This window comes from Bacillus salacetis, from assembly GCF_049177075.1.
Taxonomy (GTDB): Bacteria; Bacillota; Bacilli; order Bacillales; family Bacillaceae_B; genus Rossellomorea; species Rossellomorea salacetis_A.
Genome location: NZ_CP185377.1, coordinates 930,483 through 948,207, shown reverse-complemented (window position 1 = coordinate 948,207; position 17,725 = coordinate 930,483). Strand labels below are relative to the sequence as shown.

Sequence of the window (17,725 nt, the reverse complement as noted above, 5' to 3'; positions counted from 1 at the left end):
GAGAAATTCCGAAACTTATGAAGCACACTCGCCATCAAAGCAGCAATTCAAGTGAGGCATATTTTTCATCTCTTTCTATTTCCTTCTGCTCTTTTTCTGCATAGAGCTTTTGAAGGCGTTCGAGGTCTGTTTCGGATGAAAGCAGCTGATCTATGGAAGAGATCTCTGCTTCAATGACGAGCAGTTCCTCTTCAAGGCTTTCCAAGGAAACAGAGTGCGTATCTGCCTTTGCTTTTACAGTAATTCCCCTGCTGACCGGCTCTTTGGGCTGCCTGGCCGGTTCCTCTTTTAATCCCAACTCATCCATCTTTTCTTTTGCCCACGAATAACTGCCTGGGAAGAAATACAGCTTCTCATTTTGAACCCAATACGTTTTTTCAAACAATTTATTTAAAAAATATCTGTCATGCGAAACGGCCAGTATCGTTCCGTTGAAACTTTCCAGCGCATCTTCCAGGACTTCACGGGAATCGATATCCAGGTGGTTCGTCGGCTCATCCAAAACGAGGAAGTTGATATCCTGATGCATCAACTGTGCCAGCCGGAGCCGCATCTTTTCCCCTCCGCTGAGCTGGCCGACTTTACGGAAAACAGCTCCCCCGTAAAACAGGAAGCCTGCCAGGATATGCCGGGCTTCTCCTTCCGTTACGGATACTTCATCCCGGAACGCATCGATCAATCTTATATTCGGATCGGCTGCGGTAAAGTGCTGTGACAGATAACCTGTCTTCACATTGCTTCCCAGTCTGACCTCCCCTTCATCCTGCTCCAGTTCTCCCAATAGCATTTTAATGATGGTTGATTTCCCTGTTCCATTCTTACCCACAATTGCTGTCCGGTCCTTAAAATAAACATCAAGAGATGCTTCTTTGAACAGGGTTTTGCCGCTGAATGACTTTCCGGCATCTTTCATTGCAAAAACCATTTTGCCGCTGCGGTCGCTGTTTTCAAACTCCAGCCCCATTTTCCTTCGCTCAAGGACCGGGCGCTTCAGTTTCTCCATTCGTTCCAAGGCACGCTCCATGTTTCTTGCTCTTTTATGAAGTGCAGCATTTGGCGGGTTCGCCTGGTTTGCCCACTCCCTCAGCCTTTTAATGGCCTCTTTCATCTTTTTGATTTTCTTTTGCTGCTCTTGATACTGCTGAAATTCCAGAAGCAGCTTCTCTTCTTTCTCCTTCACAAACTGCGAATAGTTTGTGTGATACAGACAAACCTCTCCATCTTCCAAGTCAATGACTTTGTTGATTGTTTCGTCAAGGAAATAGCGGTCATGCGATATGACCATTACCGAGCCGTTGTATTCTTTCAGGAATCCTTCAAGCCATTCCACAGCCCCGATATCCAAGTGGTTTGTCGGTTCATCCAACAAGAGGAGATCCGGTTTTTTCAACAGGATCAGTCCTAAACAGACCTTTGTCTGCTCCCCGCCGCTGAGGGCGTTGAACTGTTTTCCAAGCAGGCCGGTTATTTCAAGCCCATTGGCGACTTTTGCCATCTCCGGCTCCATTTCATACCCGCCTCCGAGCGTGTATTTATCCTGAAGCGGGCCATACTCTTCCAGCAGCCGCTGAAGTCTCTCGGAGTCCTGTTCCGTACCCATCCTGTTTTCCAATTCCTTTAATCTTTCTTCTATTTCAATAAGATCCTGGAACGCAGACTTCAGTACGTCGAGCCCTGTTGTGCTGTCATCATACTGTGGAATCTGGGATAAGTAGCCGATCTTCGCCCCTTTTTTCGTATGAATTTCACCTGTATCAGGCTGTTCAACACCTGCAATCAATTTGAATACAGTCGTCTTCCCTGTTCCATTACGGCCTACAAAGCCGATTCTGTCTCCTTCATGAACCTCAAAAGATAAATTTTCAAATACCAGATTTCCTCCGAACATTTTGCTGATTTGCTGTACACTGCATATAATCATTTTTTCTCTATCCTTTCCAGTCTCATTGTTTATTAATGAGTAAGGGGATCTCAGAGCATATAAAAAAGCCATGTATAAGAAAGACCTTATACCATGGCTTTTAATTTCGGGCATAAAAAAAGGAAAGCGTGACGCGCTCTCCCCCCGTTTTTATAAAAGTGTGGGTATTGAGACCTCTTACCGTTCTGTTCTATATGGAATTGCTAAAAAAGGGCATACGTATCCCGTTGAAAGCAAAACCATGAAAAATCGCACGACAAATGTAGATATATTCTAAAAATTGACCGTGCAACCCGACAGAACTTTTCATCTCAATACACACCTCCTTAAAATCATAAGTATAGCTATAGTATACAATTTTTTGAAAACTTTATTCAAGGCTTTTTTGAAAAATTGGTTTGTTTGCCCAGAGACTTTAACACTTTAAAGCGTGAAGAGGGACAGTCCCTCTTCACGCTTTAAAGTACTAAAGAATTCTTATCTAAAAAAGGGATCCGCTCTCCTGGAGCGAATCCCTTCTTTTATACAAGGCGCTTGAAGTTCTGGCCAAGTATCTCATTCATATTGTGAACCGTGATGAATGCTGTCTTATCCACTTCGGTTATGAAACTTTTCAGCCTGGAGAAATCCTTCCTGCCAAGAATGGTTGTGATGACTTCTTTGCTGTCCGATGTGAAAGCACCTTTTGCCGTATGGATGGTCGCACCTTTGCCAAGCTCTTTGACAATGTACGTGCGGATTTCATCACTCTGCTTGCTGATGATGACCACTTCTTTATTCGTGTTGAATTGCTGAAGCGTGTAATCAATCACAAGCCCGTTCAAGATAACACCGAAGAATGCATACATCCCGACCTGTGTTCCAAACAGGAATGTGGAAGACAGGGCAATCGCCAAGTCAGAGAACAGCACTGCCCGGCCAATTTCGATATTGAAATATTTGTTGAGAATCATGGCGATGATATCTGTTCCACCGGTTGAAGCTTTCTGATTGAACACAAGTGCCATACCGGTTGCAGCGATGCATTGTCCGATGATCAGCTGAATGAGAATATCTTCACTCAGCGGCGCCTTCAATGGCGCGACTGTTTCAAGCAGCCAAACATAGCCGGAAAGAGCAAAACTTGCATAAACCGTTTTTGCCCCAAAGCTGAAACCAAGAAAGATGATACCAACGATAAACAAAACGATATTGACCAAAATCATGAACATCCCAATCGACATGCCCGGCATGACAGAATTCAGCAGGATCGATAAACCACTGACTCCCCCTGTTGCCAAATTATTAGGTGAAAGAAAGAAATGGACATTCACCGCAACAAAAAAAGCACCGAGATTCATAAGCAAAAATGACATTAGCTTTTTTCGCATCACTGCAACCTCCTTTTATATAAAATGAATAGATTATTATTTTCACAGACAACGGGATTATATAGGTCATAAATACCTTTGTAAAGGGTTATAGATAAGGTTTAACTATTGAAAAAATTGCAAAGGTTTACATTGGTAAGTTACTGAATAACGAAAGTACACTAAAAAAGGACCACCCATAAGGATGGTCCTAAAACATTTATCCGGCAAGACCCATACTGCGGTCCTTCTCTTTCCGTGCAAAACGTACAAGCAGATAAACAATCGGGGTATCGATGATCGCCACGACCAGCTTAAATAGATACTGTGTTCCGATTAATCCAAGCAAAGCTCCCATCGGCATTGTACCAAAGAATGCAATGGTGATGAAAATCGTCGTATCGGCAAGCTGGCTCAGCAGCGTTGAAGAGTTATTTCGCAGCCATAGTTTGTCAGATCCATGCTTGGCTTTCAATTTATGAAACACAGAAACGTCCAGGTTTTGGCTGATAAAATATGAAATCAAACTCGCCAGCGTGATGCGGAAGCTTCCGCTTAAGATGGCTTCAAACTCACCCTGCATCCCGAAGAAAGGGGCAGCTGGCAGATTAATGGCAGCAGCAATGAATATAAGGGCAAATACCTGTGTCAGAAGGCCGGCCCGCACAGTGGACCGGGCGGCATCTTTTCCGTACACTTCCCCGATGACATCTGTGATGGGATATGTGAATACATAGACGATGACCGCAGCCGGCAGGACTGCCCATTCACCTATACTAAAAAGTTTTACCGCTAATATATTGGATAGAATCAAAAGGCCGACGAACAGGGAGTTTAAATAGATAAGCATTCTCCAGCCTCCTTAGCGGTTGTCAATGGTTTCCGGGTAAAGATCATGGTTCATCATCCGGTGTTCTGCCATTTTTTCGAATTTAGTCCCTGGTTTGCCGTAATTGCAATAAGGGTCGATGGAAATCCCGCCTCTAGGGGTGAACTTGCCCCAAACTTCTATATAACGGGGATCCATTAATTCAATCAGGTCGTTCATGATAATATTCATGCAGTCTTCATGGAAGTCTCCATGATTGCGGAAACTGAATAAGTACAGTTTCAATGACTTACTTTCGACCATCTTGATATCAGGGATATAGCTGATATAGATCGTCGCGAAGTCAGGCTGCCTTGTTTTTGGGCAAAGACTAGTAAACTCGGGACAGTTGAGTTTCACAAAGTAGTCTCTGTTTGGATGCTGGTTATCAAACGTTTCCAACACTTGCGGTGCGTATTCAAATAAATATTCAGTCCCTTGATTCCCCAGTAATGTTACATCTTGAAGCTCTTCATCTTTTCTTCCAGACATAAAAAAATCCTCCTCTTTTATAAAACCTATAAGGAGAATTCACAGCCAAAGTTGCCGGTGAGAAAAACAAAAAACCATATCCGGCATGGATATGGTTACGAATGTAAGTCTCATCCATAGTTTTTTATAGAGGGTTTGGGCTATGAACCTCTCCTGCGATAGGAAACTATTTAATTTAACAACTATAATAGTATGGCAGTCTGATAAAATTGTCAACAGACAAAAAAGAAAACGATTACAATTATAAAATAATAGTTCTTTACTCTCACTGCTGTTAAATATAGGTTTCAACTTCTCATCCGCTGGATATATATTATTCTACAATACCAACTGATACGGAGGAAAAAATTCATGTTTAACGGGTTAACATTCACCATCATCTCTTGTCTCTTTTTCATGGGACTTGTCGCATGGATCTCATACATAAAGACGAAAGGTTCCGTCAATGATTCTGATGGATATTTCCTTGCCGGCAGGGGATTGACCGGGACTTTCATCGCCGGTTCCCTCTTGCTTACAAACTTATCGGCAGAACAGCTGGTTGGACTGAACGGTCAGGCATTCCGTGCCAACTTGTCGAATATGGCCTGGGAAGTAACTGCCGCCTTTGCCATCATAATAATGGCTCTCTACCTTTTGCCGAAATACCTTGGCAGAAGTTTTACAACACTGCCTGAGTTCCTGAGCCAGCGCTATGATGAAGGCGTCCGCAAGTATACCGTTGTACTCTTCATGCTTGGCTATGTATTTGTGACCATCCCCTCAATGCTCTACTCCGGGGCTCTTGCTGTCCTGAAACTTTTTGATGTTCCAAATCTGCTCGGCATCAGTTACACCCAATCTGTATGGCTTGTCATTTGGGTCATCGGAATTATCGGAGCAGTATATGCTATTTTTGGAGGGTTAAAGGCAGTAGCTGTCTCAGATACATTAAATGGGATTGGGCTTCTCATCATCGGTATCCTTGTTCCGATTCTCGGATTCTTTGCCCTTGGGGACGGAAACTTTATAGGGGGCATGAAAGAAGTGGCAACAACCAACCCTGAGAAACTAAACTCGATTGGCTCCAGTGAGGATTCGGTTCCATTTTCGACCATCTTTACCGGAATGATCTTTGCCAACCTTTTCTATTGGGCGACGAATCAATATGTCATTCAACGGACACTTGGTGCAAAGAATCTTGCCGAGGGACAAAAAGGGGTCATCTTCTCTGGTTTTTATAAACTGCTCGTTCCATTCATGATGATGATTCCCGGCGTCATTGCGTTTCATTTATACGGAGACTCATTAAGGTCTGTAGACTTGGCGTATCCTACGCTGATAGCAAACATCCTGCCGAGCTACTTAACCGGCTTTTTCCTCGCTGTTCTCCTTGGGGCTGTCCTGAGTTCTTTCAACTCCTTATTGAACAGTGCAGCAACCCTGTTTGCACTTGATATTTACAAGCCGCATTTTAATAAAGCTGCTGACGATCAGCAGCTGATATCCGTCAGTAAAAAATTCGGTACACTGCTGGCTGTCATTTCCATGACCATTTCTCCTATGCTGATGAATGCAACCGAAGGCCTATGGGACCTGATCAGGCGTTTTACCGGTTTCTTCAATATCCCGATCGTCGTGATTCTGCTCGTAGGGGTCCTATCTAAACGCATCCCTTCTGTTGCAGCCAAAACAGTCATCATCTTCCATGTGATTACTTATTACATGCTTGTATGGGGAACAAATCAATTGTTTGGGTTTGAACTTGGCATAAACTTCATTCATATCTACGGAATTCTTTTTGCAATTGAAGTAGCGATGATGATTGTAATCGGTAAATGGAAACCGCTTGAAAAGGCTTATCATTATCAGGCCGATGCCAAGGTCGCCATGACACCTTGGAAGTATGCTCTGCCAATGTCAATCATACTGCTTTCCAGTGTGGCTGTTGTGTATGTCATATTCTCTCCTATCGGTCTTGCCTACAGCGCAGGAGTTGTTTCTGCCGTCTTCTGGCCGGCCATCCTGGGAATCGTGATAGTTGCCGTACTTCTCATTGCTGCCGCATTAAAGCATTGGAACAAAAAGTATGCCGGCTATCTTGAAAAAGGATATACAAAGGCAGCACCGTCGAAGGTAAAACAGGCTGTCAAAAAATTAACACCTGCTTTTTCAACGAAAAATGAAAGCTGATAACGAAGGGTATCCCGGAACTTGAAAGTCCGGGATACCCTTTTCGTTTGCTGGGATATTTTCTCTTAATTTGCATTTTCATTCTATTATCTAGTATAAAAATCCTCATATTGCTGTAAAAGCTTTTCATTTACGGCATAACGTACTAGAATAGGTATATTAATCAGATTCATGATAAGATAGATACAAGTCAAATTACTGGAGTGTCTCCTTTGCAAAAACAAGTGAGAAAACTATCTGAAATGGCGATTGCCGGTGACCTCCCTGAAATCCATAAGTGGTACCAGGAAAACCGTGATCTGTCACATACAACTATAGATTTCTATGAAAAGATATTAAAGCCGGTCATGGAAAGAGTGGGTCTTCTGTGGGAGAAAAACGAAATTACAGTTGCAGAAGAACACCTGGCGACAGCAAGCATCGACTATCTAATGACGCAGCTCAGGTATCAGCTTTTACATCCTGAATTATTGAAGAAATCCCCTTCCATTCTCTTATTTTGCCTTGAAGGTGAACAGCACTCCCTTGGTTTGAAGATGGTTTCAGATGTCTTCAGGGAATACAAATGGAATGTTAAATTCCTCGGATCAAGTGTTCCGACAGAAGAAGTTATTAAGACGATAGACAAATGGGAACCTGATGCCATAGGGATTTCGGTTTCCCTTTCACCTCTGCTGCCCAAATTGAAGATTTGTTTAAATATGATTGATGCGCTAGATAAAGATATTCCAATTCTAGTAGGCGGTCGGGTAGTATCCCTTTATAATCTTGAGGACTTCGGGGTGGAAAATGTACTATTATGCAATGATCTGAGGGACATAGAATCCTTTGCATTAAGTACACCCGGAAAAACTGAATCTGCCCTGCCTGAAGGTGGCGTATCATGATAGATATTTATTATATCCCTGTCCCGCTCTTTGTACTGGACGCCAAACTTAACATCCTTGATGCCTCATCAGCGGGAGCTAAACTGATGCAGGGGCCGAGTTTTCTCGATATAATTGAAGAGGAAAGTTCGACAAAGTTTTCAAAATACTTTCACCGGCATTCCTCAGGGACACTGGAAATCAATATAAAGCTAAACGCAGATTCAGGCTTGCCTGACTTGTATGATGTGTACTTTCAATTCGTTGAAATAAAACAGCAGTATGTTGTTGCCCTTATCAGCAAGGCATCCAATTACACAGATGTTTCAAAAAAATTGGACAGAATACAGAAGCAGCTTTGGAATCCCAACCAGAAAGATACTTTTCAAAAGCAGCTGCATCCCAGCTCCTTCCATTTAGATTCCGCTGCCGATCAAATACGTAAGCAGGAAAAGGACATCGAGTCAGCAATAAAACAGTTGAAAAAGCTGCAATCTGATTTGGAAGCTGGTTCACCTGTTAATAAACACCTGGCTGAGCGATGTATGAGAATTGAAGAAACACTGAAAAATAATATAAAATTAAATTGACCAAATGAAAGATGGAGGTTACATAATGGCTCTTTTGAATGATATTCTGACGTTTAATGAAAAGTTTGTTTCTGAAAAAAAGTACGAGGATTATATCACTACAAAGTTTCCTGATAAACGCCTCGTCATCTTGACTTGCATGGATACCAGACTTGTTGAACTCGTTACAAAAGCTATCAACATGAAAAACGGTGATGTGAAAATAGTCCGCAATGCCGGTGCAGTCGTTTCCCACCCTTTCGGGAGCATCATGAGAAGCCTCTTGGTTGCCGTTTATCAACTGCAGGCTGATGAAGTATTGGTCATCGGTCATCACGACTGCGGGATGAGTGGAATGAATGCCGAGAAAGTTAAAGAAAGCATGAAAGAAAGAGGAATCACTGAAGATACTTTCGATACATTGGAATATGCCGGTATCAACCTCGATCAGTGGCTGACAGGATTTTCAAGTGTAGAAGAAAGTGTGGCTCACAGTGTGGATATGATCCGCAATCATCCTTTGATGCATGATGAAGTTCCCGTTCACGGACTTGTCATCGATCCTTCTACAGGGAAACTCGACCTTGTAGCTTCAGGCTATGAACTGGCCGGAAAATAAAAAACCGAAACAAAGAACAGCCTGGCTCCAGGCTGTTCTTTTTAATTACTCCCCGATTCAAATTAGTGACTTGAGCACGAATATGTCATGCAGGAATTACTTCGGCTAAGTTGGGGTATATATACAATTAGTAGAATCATCAAAGAAAGGAGAATCACCTTGGCTGAAGAAATGACTCTATTTGTAAAAGGGGCTTCAGAACGCGGGAGCATCCAAGACTTGGAGAACATGTTGCTGAAATTGAATGGTGTTGAAAGGGCACTGGTGGACACTGAAGACGGTGAAGTAAAAATCACCTATGACGCCAGTCAGATTTCCCGCCAGGAAGTCGAACAAACCATCCAGCAGAATGGTTATCAGGCAACTTAAAAAAGAATCCTCCGGGATTCTTTTTTATTGTTTAACTGGAATATGAATGATTGATTTCAGTTCATCTTGATGTGGTTCATATTCAGCAGAGTACTCCTCAAGATGTTCAAGGATCTGCTGGTCCAAACTAAATCCCTGCCCCTCTATCCAGCTGTATAACAGCTGATAAGACTCCATGATCTCTGGACCTTCATGTTCCAATACAGCATATGTATATGAAGGCACTTCGATAATTTCAAGACCATACCTGATTTCTCCGATTTCACTTACTTCATGGCATAAGTAATACGTGAGCCCGCCGGTCAAATTGTGATAAGACAGCCCAATGACAATGCCAGGGTCTGCTTTATTTTCTATCCCATCGGAAACAGCTTTTAATTCAGGGAAAAGTTTTTGAATTCCGCCTTTAGAAGCTTCCTCAAACGTTCCCTGCCACTTCAGGCCAAGTGCCTTAAATCCCTCTTTTCGGATAATTTTCGGCTTCATGCACACCACTCCTACATTTGATATGTAATTATTTCCCACAATTTCCCCAATAAAAACTATGGAAAAGATAATGGCCTAAAAATATCTTTACTTGTTCGGTCATTTTCAATACACCACTTCCCTGTTTTCTTCATATTGTAGTGAGAAGGAGGTGGTTGTTTTGCTGTCGCGCATAAAATGGCTGTCTTTCTCTATTGAAGCATTTCTCGCACTCCCTATCTTCGGAAGTGTGGCTTCTGAACTGATGCCTTTTTACCTTTGTTTCATTGCTGTTTGGCATGGTTGTGTTTTAATGGTTTCCCGATCTGAAAATCAACCGATACTCGGAAGTGCGTTTGGAATCGCCGCTTCTTTTACAAACTTCTTTCCTTATGTACGGATTGTCACGCACGCCGTCACCGCATTTATCCTATACCTAGAAATTAAAAAAGCTCCTGGAATGGAGTGACACTAAGAGCCGGATATGCTGATAATCCGGCTCTTAGTTTTTTTCTTTCACTACATGGTCTTCTATTTTCACTGCTTCATCCATTACAGCATAAAGTGATCTTCCTAAATATAGCGGAATGGAGAGCTTCTTGAAATCAGGCAGCCCTTTTTCATTGAAAAGTTCGTCATCCCGATAAAAGGCTGTGATATCGGCGGCAAACCAATCATGGTCTCCATAAGAGTTAACATCGATTGTCTTGCATTCGTATGCTACATACGCTTCTTTTAGAATTGGAGCATTTGTGGATTTACCACGCTCAAAATCCATTTCTCCAGCATCAAATTTATTCAGATCCCTGCCGGAATACACTCCTGCTTCCTGTATAAACTTAGCATATTGAGCCGGGAGAAAGTTTATTGCAAATTCACCAGCTTCCTTCACCAACTGATAGGTATGCCTTTCCCTGCCGATTGCCACCCCATAAATCGGTGGTTCATAGGAGATATAAGAATGCCAGCCGGCCGCCATAATATTATCTTCACCCTCATGGGAAACCGTCACCAAAGCAACCATTCCCGGATAACTGTGCATGACTGTTTTTTCTTGAATTGTTCTCAACGAAATCACCTCAATCATTATTATCACACACTTCGGAAATATCTGTCACTTTTATGCTCAATTGCCATTTTGCATGAAACAGTAACAACATTCTTTTCATCTACGGATTATATTTCCTCAAATATAAAATTTCTGTTATGCACAATATAGGGTTGTACATATGTCCGAATGTTGTTGAAGGAGGATTTTTTTATGAGCAGTGCAGGATGTGGAACCAGCAGTGGAAGCCAAGGCAAAGGCGGTTCACAGAAAGGGGATTTAAAATGGTGGCAGCTTTCCCTTACCGGTGTCGGCTGTACAATCGGGACAGGCTATTTTTTAGGCTCCAGTATCGGAATCAAGCATACCGGCCCTTCCATTGTTTTTGCTTTTATATTAGCGGCAATCGGGACTTATATTGTTTTTAACTTATTAGCGAAAATGACTGCGGAAGATCCCCAGGAAGGCTCTTTCTGTTATTATGCTAAAAAAGCATACGGCAAATGGGCCGGCTTCAGCTGCGGCTGGAATTACTGGTCCTCTAACATATTAATCATGGGCAGCCAGTTGATGGCCCTGTCGCTTCTTTCCCAGTTCTGGTTTGAAAAGGTACCGCTTTGGGTGTTTGCTGCCGGCTATGCGATCCTGTCCATTTTCGTTGTTTTACTCGGGACGAAAGGTTTCGATAAGGTAGAAGATATTTTAGCTGTCATTAAAACTGCAGCCATTATCATGTTTATCATCCTTGCCGCAGCAGTCTTGTTTGGATGGATCAACGGCGGGGATGGCAAACCGGCATTCCCTGCGTCAATGGGGAAGCTTTTTCCTGAGGGGTTCAAAGGATTCTGGTCTTCTTTGATTTATGCGTTTTATGCTTATGGGGGAATTGAAGTTATCGGCCTGATGGCCATGCAGCTTAAAAATAAGGAGGATGCTCCTAAAGCCGGCAAAATCATGCTTATTTTGCTTTTGGTCATTTATGTCCTTTCCCTTGGATGTGCTGTACTTTTGGTGAATCATGATAAATTCACAGCGGATGAAAGCCCATTCGTTACAGCTCTGAATGGTACGAATCTGAAGTTTTTCCCTCACGTCTTCAATGGTGCCATCATTATTGCAGGATTTTCCACCATGACTGCCGCTCTCTTCGGAGTAACCAATTTGCTGGTGACAATGGCTAAAGACGGAGATGCTCCCAAGCTGTTTTCCAAGAAGCTGGAGAAATTTAAAAAGCTTCCGCTTCCTTCTCTGGGGTTGGCTTCTGCCGGCCTATTGCTATCGGTCATTACAGCACTGATTGTGCCGGGAAAAATTTATGAATACATCACAACTGCTGCAGGAATTTTAATCTTGTATAACTGGGCATTCATCATTTTTTCCGGATTGAAGATCCTTAAAAATAAAATGTGGGCAAAAATCCTTGCCATCTTTGGAATGGTCCTGCTGCTGGCAGCTGTAACCGGAACAATAATGGAAAAGGAAATACGCCTCGGTTTCTTTATCTCCCTTCTGCTTGTTGCCCTGATTGCCATCGCTGCCTTTATCATGAAAAAGAAGAAGTGGAACAAGGAACATCAGTCCAGCGGATAAAGAAAAAAAGCTGTCACATCAGGTACAGCCTGAATGAGACAGCTTTTTGCTTTATTCCACAAGCGCATGTTTGAAAGCATAGATGACCGCCTGGGTACGATCGGCAACATTCAACTTGCCAAGAATGTTGCTTACATGGGTCTTGACGGTTTTTAAGGCGATGAACAAATCATCAGCTATTTCCTGATTCGTTTTACCCTCAGCCATGAGCAGAAGGATTTCCATTTCCCGATTGGTTAACTCTTCATGAGGCTGAGATGTGCTCCTCCCCCTCATTTTCATCATCATTTTGCCAGTGACTTCCGGCTCTAGAACAGTTTGGCCCTGATAGGTGGCGCGAACAGCATCGGCAATTTCGCTGGCTTTAGATGTTTTAAGCATGTAACTTGTTGCACCAGCTTCCAAAGCAGGATACACTTTATCATCATCAAGGAAGCTCGTTACGATGATGATTTTTGCTTCCGGCCACTTTTCAATGATTCTCCGGGTGGCTTCGATGCCATCCATCTCCTTCATGACAAGGTCCATCAGAATAATGTCAGGTTTATGCTGGAGTGCAAGATCTATGGCTGTACTGCCATCATCTGCTTCCGCCACCACTTCAATATCCGGCTGGGCCGTCAAATAAGAAGACACCCCGATCCTTACCATTTCATGATCATCAACAAATAGAACTCGTATCATTCTTTATCACCCTCTGTTTCCACCATTGGAACTTTCACTTCAAGCCTGGTCCCTTTGTTTGGTACACTGACAATCTTTAGCGAACCGCCGATCTCCAATGCGCGTTCCTGCATATTCTGCAAACCATATGATCCGGTTTTCTCTTTTTCACTGTCGAACCCGACTCCATCATCCATAACTCTCAGGATGACGAGGGAATCCCGTTGTATCAAGAGGACTTCCAAAGAAGTCGCTTTGGAGTGCCTCAGCGTATTCGAAACAGATTCCTGCAGAATCCTGAACAAATGGTCTTCAATCCCCTTATCCAAGAAGATGTCCTCAACCTTCCAGTCCACTTCCATCGGCACCTTGTTAGATAATTCCACTAACAGCTCTTTAATTCCTTCCTGAAGGGTCTTTCCTTTTAAAGCGGCAGGCCTCAGATGGAGGAGCAGCGCCCTCATTTCGAGCTGTGACTGGTTGATCATCCCTTCAACCATCTTCAGCTGTTTCGACTCTGTTGGATTTGCTTCCTCAGATCTTAATTCGGTGATGGCAGACATCATCATGGAAGCAGCAAACAACTGCTGACTGACTGAATCGTGAAGTTCCCGTGCAAGCCGGTTTCTTTCTTGAGAGACAATTTCCTGGATTCTCTTCTCCTGTTCCTCCACTTTTTCATTGACCAGCTTTTGTGATTGCTTTGTCCTCTTATTGATTTGTTCCTGAATTTTTATAAGTCCATTCCATAACCCTGTTAATTCTGCAATGTTGAACAACTTACCGGATTCGATAGGCCGCCCCTGCTCTAAATTCGTGATGCCGGACTGAATATCGTAGAGTTTTTTCCTCAAAGGCAGAGCAGTCCAGATGCCCCCTGTCATTCCCAGTATGATGGTTATGACCGGAATGTAAACGATAAGTGGTATGTCCATGATCTCTTTTCTAATAAAGAATTGCCAATCGGGAAGAGGAAAAATGAAGGTAAATATGACTGTAAACACGATCAGCAAAACGATTGACAAAGTAAGGCTGTAGAGAACCTGGCGTTTAAGAATGCTCATACTCTTTTCACCTCGAGATCTCCCACAGCCAAAGATGTGATGATTTTCACTTTCTGCGGAGCATGATCATATTCGCTTGTTTGGTAATAAACAGACTGATTAAATGATCTTGGTTCCATTCTGTCAAAGATAGTGATGGCGCCAGCCAGGCCATTATGATGAACGCTTACTTCAATATCATACGGAACCTGAATGACAATATTCCCCAGTATGTGGCGGATCGAGATGACCGATGTCCCTTTCGGCAGCACCGTATTCCCCAAATCAATGACCGTATCGCCAATACCGCCTTGGATATTGATGTCATTCCATTCGTAAACATGTTCAGGTGTTTTCTGACGTCCGAACCAGACATTTTGCAAGTTGGCTTTCTTGATATACACCGGTTCTTCCCCGTCATGGAAGGTCTGATTGATTTGCGGCTCAATCTTGGACGGATTCTTCTTTGAATCAGCAAACCTGAGGATGACCATCACTAAGAGGGCCAGTAAAAAGAACCGGAAAGCCATAGTGTTAAGAATGGTCAGCGATAAACTGATGACTCCACCCCAAAACAATATCTTCCCTGAGGTTCTTGGAAGCCTTTTTCTTCCTAAATATATGCACATCACCGTAATAAGTAGAAAGAAAACAACTCCCCCATCATAAAAGGACATTTCAAACAGCAGCATGATGACGCCGATCAGCAGAATCCAGCTGAATCTTTCGGTCCTGAATTTATTTAACATGGGGGAATCCTCCTCTCGTTTTTAATCTAGTCAAGGTTTCTGAATTTTAATTAGGATAGTATAGATTGCGAATCTGTTTTGATAAACTTCCAAAAAGACGCAGAAGTCTGCGCCTTTTTAGAATACCATGATTTGCCTATGAAATAGAATGGGTTTCTTCTTTTTTCATTTCTTTTTCCAGCTGGGCAATCCTGCCGTCAATGCTGTTGCGGTAGTAGGATGTGTTCACGCCATGTTCAAGGCGCTCAAGATAGGCTTCCATCTCTTCAAATCTGGAGAAAGATTTGTCTGAATAACCTTCAGACGATTCCAATACCTTGTTCATCCGGTGGTTGGCGCGGGCAATATTCTCACGCCCCATCAATTCCATACGCTTGATATACATATCTTTTAATTTATGTTTCATCTCTTCGTACTTTTTCTCCAGATCTTCCAATCCGCTGTTTGCTTCATTCAAAGAGGTTTGGATTCTTTCTGCTCTTTCTGCAAAGTGCTCGTGTTCACTGATTGCGAATTCATAAAGTTCTGTTTCACCTGCTTCGGAAGCAATATCAGCCTGATATTTTCTTTTGTCTGCAAGCTTCTGAGTTTCTGCATATTTCTTTGCAAATTCCTGTTTTAAAAGGTACTGGCGTTCAACCAGCTTCCTTACTTTTTCCACTTCAGCTTCGCATTGACGCAAGTATTGATTCAGCATGGAAATCGGATTCTTTTTTTCCTTTTGGTCGAGCATTTCATGAAAATCTGAAGTGATAGAGTCTTTCAATCTGTTAAATAAGTTTGCCATTTAATATCTCTCCTTGTTTTTTAAAATTTCCCATTTCTTAAGAATTGCTGCTACTGGAGGAGTCCGTTGATTTCCGTTCCAGGATGCGACTCCGCGGGGCGGGCGGTGAGCCTCCTCGGCTTCATAAAAAGCGTAAGCGGCCGTTCAGCGCCGTACAGATTGGAGGACTCTCGCATGAGATAAAGGAAACACGGCAAGCGGAGCGCGCCGATGTTGACTTATCGCAAGGAGAGAGACCGAAATCTGCTAGGCGATGGCCGATGAAGCTAGATTCGCCTGCGGGGTCTCACCTGTCCCGCTACTCCCGCAGGAGGTCGCAATCCTTTCACTCCAATCAACTATGCAAAGGTGAAATTATCCATTGAGATCTTAATGAAACGAATCCTAAAAATGGGGCATAAAGTTTCTTACATTGCTTTTCCTTTTTACTCCATGAGTTTTTCAACTTTTACATATTAGCTGTTTTTCAGGTTTGCCCATTCTTTTTCAAAGTTTGTGAAGGGGTCGTCGCTTTCAGCAGCTTCCGGTTTTTCCTGTTTCCACTGTTTGATGACTACATACAGCAGGTAGATGGCTGCAAGGCCGATGACGGCCGGAAAGTTTGAGGCTGATGCGCTAAGCGCCGCCAGACCGATGATGGCCCAGATGACTTTTGCGAAAGTCGAATCTGTCTTCACAAACTGCTTGAATGAGTAGTAAAGAATCAGGAGACTGATGGCAAGGCCGATCATCGGCCCCATATTCGCCAATAGCACAATCGCCGCGATTCCTCCTAAAATCAATAAACCAAATTTCTTCATTTTTCTTCCTCCTTGCGGCTGGATGTTCAGCCTGATTTCGAAAGAATGTTTTGTTCTTCCGTTTTCTTGTCTCTATCGTACCTTTCTGAAGCATTTTTCATAACGAGCCTGAGCTTTATTTTCGACTAAGACCTGAGGCTTAGATAAGGTAGGACTTATCTTTTGACCCTTCTTATTATCAGGAGGACTTGATGCCGTGCCCGCTGATTCTCACGAGCATATAATGTTGTACTGATTTCATTTTTCTGTTATTTACGCCAGCTAGTAAGGCATAGGAGGAACATGCATGAAATATAAAATCACCCGTGATTATATTGATTTGGGCAATTCTCGTTCAGGAGAAGCATTGGGGGATGTACAATTTATCGTGAGCCATGACACCGGCAACCCAGGGTCAACCGCTTATGGCAACCGAAGCTATTTTGCGAATACGGATCCGGTAGCATCGGCACATACCTTTATTGATGACAGGTACATCCTCGAAATTATTCCACTTAATGAAAAGGCTTGGCATGTCCGTCATGATGTCGGAACCGACAATCGCAAGTTCGGAACGGATGCGAACGACCATGCAATAGGGGTTGAGCTGGCCTGGGGCGGCGGCATTAATTTTACACAGGCATATGACCGGTATGTCTGGTACCATGCTTATCTTATTGATAAGTATGGATTGAATCCGAGAGAGGATATCGTGGCGCACAGCACCCTGGACCCTTCAAGAAGAACCGATCCGCAAAATGCCCTCAATAGATACGGGATATCCTGGGAGGAATTTCTGGCTGATGTCAATAATGCCTATCGAACTTATTTTACAAATGATGGAACATCCATGCCGGCAGCTTCAGGAGGATCCCTTTCCCTTCCACTGGGAGAAGGAGATCAAGGGTCTCTTGTCAGGGAAATCCAACATAAGCTGATCAGGGCTGGAATCGCCTTGCCCCGATATGGTGCGGATGGAATTTATGGAGCTGAAACAGAAATGGCTGTCATGAAATTTCAGCGGAGACACGGATTGAGGGTCGATGGGCTGGTCGGTCCGCAAACACTTGGAAAGTTAAATGAAATGCTGACCATCAGCAGTCCCGCGAATGAATTTCCGCTTCCAAGCGGAATATTGAGAGATGGGAGTGAAGGAAATGGCGTCCGCCAGCTTCAAAGAGCCCTAAAACAAATCAACTTTGATGCTGGAGCGATCGATGGTATTTACGGGCCGAAAACAGAAGATGCAGTCAGGAGGTTTCAGGAGACCTATGCCGAACTCAAGAATGATGGCATTTATGGACCTAATACCCGGAAATATATCTTGATGGAATTGGAAGAACAGTCTTGATGCAGAAAAAGGACTGAGTTGCTTT

20 protein-coding genes, 1 pseudogene and 1 riboswitch are annotated in these 17,725 nt (G+C 43.2%); of the genes and pseudogenes, 9 read left to right on the top strand and 12 right to left on the bottom strand.

Annotation, left to right across the window (positions count from 1 at the left end):
* Positions 1-34 precede the first annotated feature (34 nt).
* From abc-f to queF, 5 genes are all read right to left on the bottom strand, one after another.
* Positions 35-1,921 (bottom strand): ribosomal protection-like ABC-F family protein, encoded by a 1,887-nt coding sequence (abc-f, locus tag ACOJQI_RS04755; protein ID WP_421383891.1) that lies wholly within the window; start codon positions 1,919-1,921, stop codon positions 35-37.
* A gap of 190 nt (positions 1,922-2,111) precedes the next feature.
* Positions 2,112-2,231: an RAxF-45 family protein gene (locus ACOJQI_RS04750; protein ID WP_338067944.1), complete on the bottom strand. Its 120-nt coding sequence runs from the start codon at positions 2,229-2,231 to the stop codon at positions 2,112-2,114.
* A gap of 211 nt (positions 2,232-2,442) precedes the next feature.
* Positions 2,443-3,291: a YitT family protein gene (locus ACOJQI_RS04745; RefSeq protein ID WP_421383890.1), complete on the bottom strand. Its 849-nt coding sequence runs from the start codon at positions 3,289-3,291 to the stop codon at positions 2,443-2,445.
* 199 nt (positions 3,292-3,490) lie between these two features.
* Positions 3,491-4,120 carry a queuosine precursor transporter gene (locus tag ACOJQI_RS04740; RefSeq protein WP_421383889.1) on the bottom strand — a complete coding sequence of 210 codons (630 nt, stop codon included), beginning with the start codon at positions 4,118-4,120 and terminating at the stop codon, positions 3,491-3,493.
* Positions 4,121-4,132: 12 nt separating this feature from the next.
* Positions 4,133-4,630: a preQ(1) synthase gene (queF, locus tag ACOJQI_RS04735; protein ID WP_421383888.1), complete on the bottom strand. Its 498-nt coding sequence runs from the start codon at positions 4,628-4,630 to the stop codon at positions 4,133-4,135.
* Positions 4,631-4,740: 110 nt separating this feature from the next.
* Positions 4,741-4,787, bottom strand: a riboswitch (PreQ1 riboswitch).
* A gap of 194 nt (positions 4,788-4,981) precedes the next feature.
* Here queF and ACOJQI_RS04730 point away from each other — a divergent pair.
* From ACOJQI_RS04730 to ACOJQI_RS04710, 5 genes are all read left to right on the top strand, one after another.
* The gene (locus tag ACOJQI_RS04730) at positions 4,982-6,802 is read left to right on the top strand and encodes a solute:sodium symporter family transporter (protein ID WP_421383887.1); all 1,821 of its coding nucleotides are present in this window, start codon (positions 4,982-4,984) and stop codon (positions 6,800-6,802) included.
* Positions 6,803-7,014: 212 nt separating this feature from the next.
* The gene (locus tag ACOJQI_RS04725) at positions 7,015-7,689 is read left to right on the top strand and encodes a cobalamin B12-binding domain-containing protein (RefSeq protein ID WP_421383886.1); all 675 of its coding nucleotides are present in this window, start codon (positions 7,015-7,017) and stop codon (positions 7,687-7,689) included.
* Entirely contained in the window at positions 7,686-8,258 is a 573-nt protein-coding gene (locus ACOJQI_RS04720; protein WP_421383885.1) for a hypothetical protein, read from the top strand. The genes ACOJQI_RS04725 and ACOJQI_RS04720 overlap by 4 nt, the downstream gene beginning before the upstream one ends.
* Positions 8,259-8,283: 25 nt before the next feature.
* A complete protein-coding gene (locus tag ACOJQI_RS04715; protein ID WP_421383884.1) occupies positions 8,284-8,856 on the top strand; it encodes a beta-class carbonic anhydrase in 573 nt (190 codons plus the stop codon).
* A 159-nt stretch (positions 8,857-9,015) separates the two neighbouring features.
* Positions 9,016-9,225 carry a heavy-metal-associated domain-containing protein gene (locus tag ACOJQI_RS04710; RefSeq protein WP_421383883.1) on the top strand — a complete coding sequence of 70 codons (210 nt, stop codon included), beginning with the start codon at positions 9,016-9,018 and terminating at the stop codon, positions 9,223-9,225.
* Positions 9,226-9,249: 24 nt separating this feature from the next.
* Here ACOJQI_RS04710 and ACOJQI_RS04705 read toward each other — a convergent pair whose 3' ends face one another.
* Entirely contained in the window at positions 9,250-9,711 is a 462-nt protein-coding gene (locus tag ACOJQI_RS04705; protein WP_421383882.1) for a GyrI-like domain-containing protein, read from the bottom strand.
* 160 nt (positions 9,712-9,871) lie between these two features.
* Here ACOJQI_RS04705 and ACOJQI_RS04700 point away from each other — a divergent pair, with 160 nt between their 5' ends.
* Positions 9,872-10,159, top strand: a complete 288-nt coding sequence (locus ACOJQI_RS04700; RefSeq protein WP_421383881.1) for a hypothetical protein — start codon at positions 9,872-9,874, stop codon at positions 10,157-10,159.
* A gap of 33 nt (positions 10,160-10,192) precedes the next feature.
* Here ACOJQI_RS04700 and ACOJQI_RS04695 read toward each other — a convergent pair whose 3' ends face one another.
* Entirely contained in the window at positions 10,193-10,768 is a 576-nt protein-coding gene (locus ACOJQI_RS04695) for a flavin reductase family protein (protein ID WP_421385393.1), read from the bottom strand.
* 183 nt (positions 10,769-10,951) lie between these two features.
* On the opposite strand from ACOJQI_RS04695, the gene ACOJQI_RS04690 reads away from it, so the two are divergent.
* Positions 10,952-12,328: an amino acid permease gene (locus ACOJQI_RS04690; RefSeq protein ID WP_421383880.1), complete on the top strand. Its 1,377-nt coding sequence runs from the start codon at positions 10,952-10,954 to the stop codon at positions 12,326-12,328.
* Between the two features lie 51 nt (positions 12,329-12,379).
* Here ACOJQI_RS04690 and ACOJQI_RS04685 read toward each other — a convergent pair whose 3' ends face one another.
* From ACOJQI_RS04685 to ACOJQI_RS04665, 5 genes are all read right to left on the bottom strand, one after another.
* A complete protein-coding gene (locus ACOJQI_RS04685; RefSeq protein ID WP_421383879.1) occupies positions 12,380-13,012 on the bottom strand; it encodes a response regulator in 633 nt (210 codons plus the stop codon).
* Positions 13,009-14,055, bottom strand: a complete 1,047-nt coding sequence (locus ACOJQI_RS04680) for a sensor histidine kinase (RefSeq protein ID WP_421383878.1) — start codon at positions 14,053-14,055, stop codon at positions 13,009-13,011. The genes ACOJQI_RS04685 and ACOJQI_RS04680 overlap by 4 nt, the downstream gene beginning before the upstream one ends.
* Positions 14,052-14,783 (bottom strand): cell wall-active antibiotics response protein LiaF, encoded by a 732-nt coding sequence (liaF, locus tag ACOJQI_RS04675; protein WP_421383877.1) that lies wholly within the window; start codon positions 14,781-14,783, stop codon positions 14,052-14,054. The genes ACOJQI_RS04680 and liaF overlap by 4 nt, the downstream gene beginning before the upstream one ends.
* Positions 14,784-14,919: 136 nt before the next feature.
* Complete coding sequence (locus ACOJQI_RS04670; protein ID WP_421383876.1) at positions 14,920-15,570, bottom strand: PspA/IM30 family protein; 651 nt, start codon at positions 15,568-15,570, stop codon at positions 14,920-14,922.
* A gap of 455 nt (positions 15,571-16,025) precedes the next feature.
* Positions 16,026-16,370 carry a flagellar basal body rod protein gene (locus tag ACOJQI_RS04665; RefSeq protein WP_421383875.1) on the bottom strand — a complete coding sequence of 115 codons (345 nt, stop codon included), beginning with the start codon at positions 16,368-16,370 and terminating at the stop codon, positions 16,026-16,028.
* A gap of 286 nt (positions 16,371-16,656) precedes the next feature.
* Here ACOJQI_RS04665 and ACOJQI_RS04660 point away from each other — a divergent pair.
* Positions 16,657-17,178, top strand: a pseudogene (locus ACOJQI_RS04660) (N-acetylmuramoyl-L-alanine amidase family protein); the annotation flags it as partial.
* Positions 17,179-17,199: 21 nt separating this feature from the next.
* Positions 17,200-17,700: a peptidoglycan-binding domain-containing protein gene (locus ACOJQI_RS04655; protein WP_421385392.1), complete on the top strand. Its 501-nt coding sequence runs from the start codon at positions 17,200-17,202 to the stop codon at positions 17,698-17,700.
* Positions 17,701-17,725 lie beyond the last annotated feature (25 nt).

What these genes read in the sequence shown, in the direction of transcription:
- abc-f (WP_421383891.1), bottom strand. Translation starts at nt 1,921, where the DNA reads ATGATTATATGCAGTGTACAGCAAATCAGCAAAATGTTCGGAGGAAAT.
- ACOJQI_RS04750 (WP_338067944.1), bottom strand. Translation starts at nt 2,231, where the DNA reads ATGAAAAGTTCTGTCGGGTTGCACGGTCAATTTTTAGAATATATCTAC.
- ACOJQI_RS04745 (WP_421383890.1), bottom strand. Translation starts at nt 3,291, where the DNA reads ATGCGAAAAAAGCTAATGTCATTTTTGCTTATGAATCTCGGTGCTTTT.
- ACOJQI_RS04740 (WP_421383889.1), bottom strand. Translation starts at nt 4,120, where the DNA reads ATGCTTATCTATTTAAACTCCCTGTTCGTCGGCCTTTTGATTCTATCC.
- queF (WP_421383888.1), bottom strand. Translation starts at nt 4,630, where the DNA reads ATGTCTGGAAGAAAAGATGAAGAGCTTCAAGATGTAACATTACTGGGG.
- ACOJQI_RS04730 (WP_421383887.1), top strand. Translation starts at nt 4,982, where the DNA reads ATGTTTAACGGGTTAACATTCACCATCATCTCTTGTCTCTTTTTCATG.
- ACOJQI_RS04720 (WP_421383885.1), top strand. Translation starts at nt 7,686, where the DNA reads ATGATAGATATTTATTATATCCCTGTCCCGCTCTTTGTACTGGACGCC.
- ACOJQI_RS04715 (WP_421383884.1), top strand. Translation starts at nt 8,284, where the DNA reads ATGGCTCTTTTGAATGATATTCTGACGTTTAATGAAAAGTTTGTTTCT.
- ACOJQI_RS04705 (WP_421383882.1), bottom strand. Translation starts at nt 9,711, where the DNA reads ATGAAGCCGAAAATTATCCGAAAAGAGGGATTTAAGGCACTTGGCCTG.
- ACOJQI_RS04690 (WP_421383880.1), top strand. Translation starts at nt 10,952, where the DNA reads ATGAGCAGTGCAGGATGTGGAACCAGCAGTGGAAGCCAAGGCAAAGGC.
- ACOJQI_RS04685 (WP_421383879.1), bottom strand. Translation starts at nt 13,012, where the DNA reads ATGATACGAGTTCTATTTGTTGATGATCATGAAATGGTAAGGATCGGG.
- ACOJQI_RS04680 (WP_421383878.1), bottom strand. Translation starts at nt 14,055, where the DNA reads ATGAGCATTCTTAAACGCCAGGTTCTCTACAGCCTTACTTTGTCAATC.
- liaF (WP_421383877.1), bottom strand. Translation starts at nt 14,783, where the DNA reads ATGTTAAATAAATTCAGGACCGAAAGATTCAGCTGGATTCTGCTGATC.
- ACOJQI_RS04670 (WP_421383876.1), bottom strand. Translation starts at nt 15,570, where the DNA reads ATGGCAAACTTATTTAACAGATTGAAAGACTCTATCACTTCAGATTTT.
- ACOJQI_RS04665 (WP_421383875.1), bottom strand. Translation starts at nt 16,370, where the DNA reads ATGAAGAAATTTGGTTTATTGATTTTAGGAGGAATCGCGGCGATTGTG.
- ACOJQI_RS04655 (WP_421385392.1), top strand. Translation starts at nt 17,200, where the DNA reads ATGCCGGCAGCTTCAGGAGGATCCCTTTCCCTTCCACTGGGAGAAGGA.